Consider the following 4,831-nt stretch of genomic DNA (forward strand, 5'->3'; position numbering starts at 1 on the left):
CAACAAGATGCGGGCCTATCAATTGCAGGATGGTGGCCTCGACACCATCGACGCCAACACCACGCTAGGCTTCGATGATGACGAGCGCGACTACGGCGTCGCCGCCCGCATGTTGCAAATGCTGGACTGCACGCGGATCGCGCTGCTGACCAACAATCCGGCCAAGCTCGACGGGCTCACACGGGCCGGCATCGAAATTGCCAGCCGGATGTCGCTTGAAGCGCCGGTCAATGCCGATAATCGTCGCTACATGACCGCCAAGGCCGCGCGCTCCGGGCACCGGCTCGATCAACTGATGACCTCGCTCGCCGATCTGTCCTAGCGAGCCAGGGAGCCCGCGCACAGCACAGGGAACCTCGGCACCATGTCGTTGCCTACGATCCGCCCGCACGCCGGCCTGTTGCGCGCGACAGTGATCGGCATTGGCCTCGGCTGGTCGGTCGCGTTCGTCGTCATCGCGCTCGCTTTCGAACTACAGCTTTATGCCGATGGCGCGATGTTTTCCTACGCGGTGACGGTCGAAGATGTCTGGGCGTTCCATTGGCACAATATATCCGGCCGGCTGTCGGTCTACGCCCTGACCCTTTGGCCGGCGGAAATGTTTGTCAGGTTGAGCGGCAACCCCGGCGCCGGAATCCGCGTCTATGGTCTGCTGTTCTACATTGCGCCGCTCGCCGGCCTGATTGGCACCTTCGTGGTCGACCGCTCACGCGACCGCGTCATTTTTGTCTATGCCTGTTTTTCGACAGCCATGCTCTGCCCCCTCGTGTTCGGCTTTCCCACCGAAATGTGGCTGGCGCACGCCTTGTTCTGGCCGACGCTGGCGGCCACCCATTATGCCAGACCGACCGCCGCTGGTGGATTTCTTGTTTTCATCCTGCTGCTCGCCCTCGCCTTTACGCATGAAGGCGCTCTGGTCTTGACCTGTGCCATTGTGGCGACGCTTGCGCCGCGCGGCTGGCGCACGATTGGATTTCAGCGAGTGGCGGCGATGTTGATCGTGATCCTGGCGCTGGCTGTCGCCAGCAAGTTCCTGATTCCGCCCGATGCGTACTACGCCGACGCGCTGATCCGGGCCGCCCTGCGCTTCTTTGATATGGGCATCTTCCAGGTGAGTATCGTTCTGCTCCTGCTCGCGACGATCGCCGGCTACGGCGCCATCTATCTGGCGCTGTCGCGGCTGACCCCTGAGCGGGCCGACCTTTACGCGGCCATGGTCGTGCTGGCCGTGCTGGCCTTGTACTGGCTGCTATTCGACCAGGCGATCCACGCGAGCAGCCGGTATTATCTCCGAACGGCACTGGTGATCGTGACGCCCGCACTCGGCGGGCTGGCGATCCTCTGCGCGCCGCACCAAAACGGCGGGCTCAGCGGTCGATTGCCAGGCCTCGACCGCGTGATCACCGCGGCGCGAGGTAAAAGCCGCCGGCCGCTCGCAGCGGCGTTTTTGCTCCTGACATTGGTACATGTGATCGAGACCGGAAAATTTGTCGCGGCGTGGCGGCATTACCGGGACGCCGTTTCGGCGCTCGCGACGGGCGAAGCTTCCGATCCGGCGCTCGGCAGTCCGCGCTTCGTCTCGTCGGAGCGCATCGCTTCGGAGCTGCGTCAACTATCGTGGTTCTCGACCACACCGTACCTGTCGGCCATTGTCGCAAATTTCGCGCCAAACCGGCTCGTGATCGACCCGACCGGCAACTATTTCTGGCTGTCATGCGCGACGGCAACGGCGAACGCGGAGGCACGCCGCGCGGTTCCGACCGAGACGCGCGAGCTGGTCCGCGTCTACGCGTGTCTGCATCGCTAGGATGCGGCCGGTTGCAACGAAGCCAGCAGATAGTCGCGGAGTTCGTCCATGTCGTCCACCACCCGGATCGCGCCCGCGGTGTGAAGTCGGTCAGGACGGTGATAGCCCCACGACACGGCAATTCCGCGGATACCCGCGGCGCAAGCCATCTCGATGTCGAACGTGGTATCGCCAACCATGACCGCGTCGGCAGCCTCGACATTGGCTTCGCCCAGCGCCTTCAGCAGCATACCCGGATGCGGCTTGGACAGGGCATTGTCGGCGGTCTGGACCGTACAGAAATAGTCGTGCCATCCATACTGCCGCAACGCGGGCGCCAGCGTGTGCGACACGTGCGACGTGGCGATCCCGAGACGCACGCCCTTGTGCTCGAAAAGCTCGCGCAACAATTCGCCAGCTCCATCGAACGGCACCTCCGCAAAGGCACGGTCGGCGCGAAGCTGTGGCATGACGCGTCGATAGGCGGCGACCATCCGCTCAATCGGCGCGTCCGGCCCGGCCAACCGTGCAAGAACGGATTCGAGAGACAGTCCGACCAGTGCAAAGCTGTCTTCTTGAGCGGGAAGCGAAAGTCCGAACTCGCCGAACACAATCCGGTTCGACTCAACGATCAGCTTGCGACTGTCGACGAGCGTGCCATCGAAGTCGAACACGACAAGCTTCATGGCCATGATCCCGAAGCAGCAATATGGGTAAAACATTTCGGAATCGACCGTGAGGACGATGCAGCCCGGGTTCCGGGCAACGCCACACCTAGCAACGCGTTCCGGGCAGCGTCAATCCAATGAGCGCCAGCATCCCGGTAACGCTGATCCGGCCGCGACCGCCGATACGACGCCGGCCACGCCCCTGAACTGCCTCACATCGACACCGCGGTCCTCGACTGGGACAAATCATCAACATCCGCAGATACTTGAAGGCTCGCTGGCTGGGGCGGGAGGGATCGAACCTCCGCATGGGGGAATCAGAATCAGCGCAGACCCTCAGCAATATCAACGCTTATTCTGAATTATGCGGGGAGCCCGCCCCTAGTCGTATCAATAGGTTAGCAGCCCATTCAGAATGCGGAAAACGGATGGCGTCACCGGCAATCGCGGCCGGAGGGTGACGCTGAAGGTCAAGTTTGCCAATTTCGGGGTGATCTCCCGAAGCCGTTCGGTCCCCGCAGCCATCGGCAGCCGCGACGAGCTCAATCGTCTTGCGATAAGGTTGCTAGGGGGCGCCCTGCCAATTCTAGCGGTAATCCGGCTATTGGGTGAGTCCTGATCTCATTGCAGTCTTCAAATGCCGACAAAAAACGCCACTTCCAATCAAAGATTTGAGTCGCACGGCATGTTTGCGCCAGAAACGGTCGTTCTATGGGAATGCCGGCACAGATTTTGAAATCAATCGAGAGATGCGCGGCGGCGCAGCCGTGTCATGCTGCGCCAATCGTTCATGGCAAGGTAGATCACCGGCGTGGTGTACAGCGTGAACAGTTGCGCCACGATCAGGCCGCCGACGATGGCAATGCCGAGCGGCTGGCGTAGTTCGAAGCCCGGTCCGGTACCGATAGCGATCGGCACCGCGCTCAGGATCGCCGCCAGCATGGTCATGGTGATTGGCCGCACGCGCAGTCGCGCGGCCTCGCCGATCGCATCGCGGGGCGAAAGGCCGCGGCTCCGCTCGGCATCCAGCGCAAAATCCACCATCATGATGGCGTTCTTCATCACCATCCCCACCAGCAGGATGCAGGCGATGGCGGTGATCAACGTGAAAGGGATTTTGGCGGCCCACAGCGCCAGCAGCGCGCCGCACACGGTGGGCGGCAGCGTCGACAGGATGGTCAGCGGATGGGCAAAACTTTCGTACAGCACGCCCAGCACGATGTAGATCGCCACCAGCGCCGCGCCGGCCAGCAGCAATTGCTTCATGCCGGAGCCGGCGGCTTCCTTGGCCTCGCCGCGAAACTCGACCCTGACCTCGTCGGGCAAGTGGGCGTCGGCTTCCGCCTTGCGGATCGCCGCGATGGCGTCGCCCAGCGTCTTGCCCGGGCGGGTGTCGAAGGAAATGGTGGCAGACGGAAACTGCGCGCTGTGCCGGATCCACATCGGCGCGTGCGCCCGCGACGGCCGGGTCAGGGCCGACAGCGGCACCGCCCCGCCGGCGGCGCTGGCGACGTAGAGCTGGCTCATTACCGAGGGGTCCATCGCCGCCTGCGGCTCGACCTCGTAAATGACCCGGGAATAGTTGGTCGGCAGGAACAACAGGTTGATCTGGCGCTGGCCGAAGGCGTCGTTGAGGGTGTTGTCGATAGCCACCGAGGTGACGCCGAGGGCCGCGGCGCGCCAGCGGTCGATGGTCAGCCCGGCCTGCAAGCCGCCGGTCTCCCAGCTGGCGATCACGTCCGTCACTTCCGGCAGTGCGCGGACGCGGCGGATCATGCCCTCGGCGGTGCGGGTTACCTCGGCGCCATCGACGCCCCACATCGTGTATTGGTAGCGCCCGGCGCCGCTCTGGGTGCCGAGGTTGAGATCCTGCAGCGGCACGAAGAACACCCGGATGCCGGCGATGCCAGCCATGCGTTCGCGCAGCCGCGCGATCACCTTCTGGATGTCCATCCGGCGTTGATCGAGCGGCTTCAGCGCCACCAGCATCTGCCCGATACTCAGCGCGCCGCCATTGCCCTCGCCGATATAGGAAACGAGGCCCGACACCGCCGGGTCCTGCTGGATCGCACGGCCGACCGCGCGCTGCATGTCCTCCATGGCGGCGAAGGAAATGCTGGGCGGCGCGATGGTACGCACGAACATCACCCCGGTGTCCTGGGTCGGCATGAAGCCCTTCGGCAGCAGCACGTACAGCCAGGCGGTGGCGCCGGTCACCGCCAGTGTCAGCAGCCCCGCGACCAACCGATGGCGCAATGTCCAGTCGAGACTCCTCACATAGAACAACGCGAACCTGCCGGCGGGGCGCGCCGCGTCGTGCGGCACATGCGGCTTGCCGCGACCGAGCAGCTGTCCGCACAGCATCGGCGTCAGGGTC

The 4,831-nt window shown here is 63.9% G+C and carries 4 protein-coding genes and 1 pseudogene; 3 read left to right on the forward strand and 2 right to left on the reverse strand.

Translation table 11 applies throughout. The annotated features are described in order from the left end of the window. Both Q0S16_RS08250 and Q0S16_RS08255 read left to right on the forward strand, forming a co-directional pair. Nucleotides 1–322: pseudogene (locus Q0S16_RS08250) on the forward strand (hypothetical protein); the annotation flags it as partial. A 42-nt stretch (nucleotides 323–364) separates the two neighbouring features. After that, complete coding sequence (locus Q0S16_RS08255; RefSeq protein ID WP_295846919.1) at nucleotides 365–1,807, forward strand: hypothetical protein; 1,443 nt, start codon at nucleotides 365–367, stop codon at nucleotides 1,805–1,807. On the opposite strand, the gene Q0S16_RS08260 is transcribed toward Q0S16_RS08255, so the two are convergent. After that, nucleotides 1,804–2,472: an HAD-IA family hydrolase gene (locus tag Q0S16_RS08260; protein WP_295846920.1), complete on the reverse strand. Its 669-nt coding sequence runs from the start codon at nucleotides 2,470–2,472 to the stop codon at nucleotides 1,804–1,806. The genes Q0S16_RS08255 and Q0S16_RS08260 overlap by 4 nt on opposite strands. Nucleotides 2,473–2,869: 397 nt before the next feature. Here Q0S16_RS08260 and Q0S16_RS08265 point away from each other — a divergent pair, with 397 nt between their 5' ends. Beyond that, complete coding sequence (locus Q0S16_RS08265; protein ID WP_295846921.1) at nucleotides 2,870–3,073, forward strand: hypothetical protein; 204 nt, start codon at nucleotides 2,870–2,872, stop codon at nucleotides 3,071–3,073. Nucleotides 3,074–3,192: 119 nt separating this feature from the next. Here the strand turns inward: Q0S16_RS08265 and Q0S16_RS08270 are convergent. Then, nucleotides 3,193–4,831, reverse strand: a 1,639-nt coding sequence (locus Q0S16_RS08270) for an efflux RND transporter permease subunit (RefSeq protein ID WP_295846923.1), incomplete at its 5' end; no start/stop codon positions are given.

The sequence above is a fragment of the Tardiphaga sp. genome, assembly GCF_025356345.1.
Classification (GTDB): domain Bacteria; phylum Pseudomonadota; class Alphaproteobacteria; order Rhizobiales; family Xanthobacteraceae; genus Tardiphaga.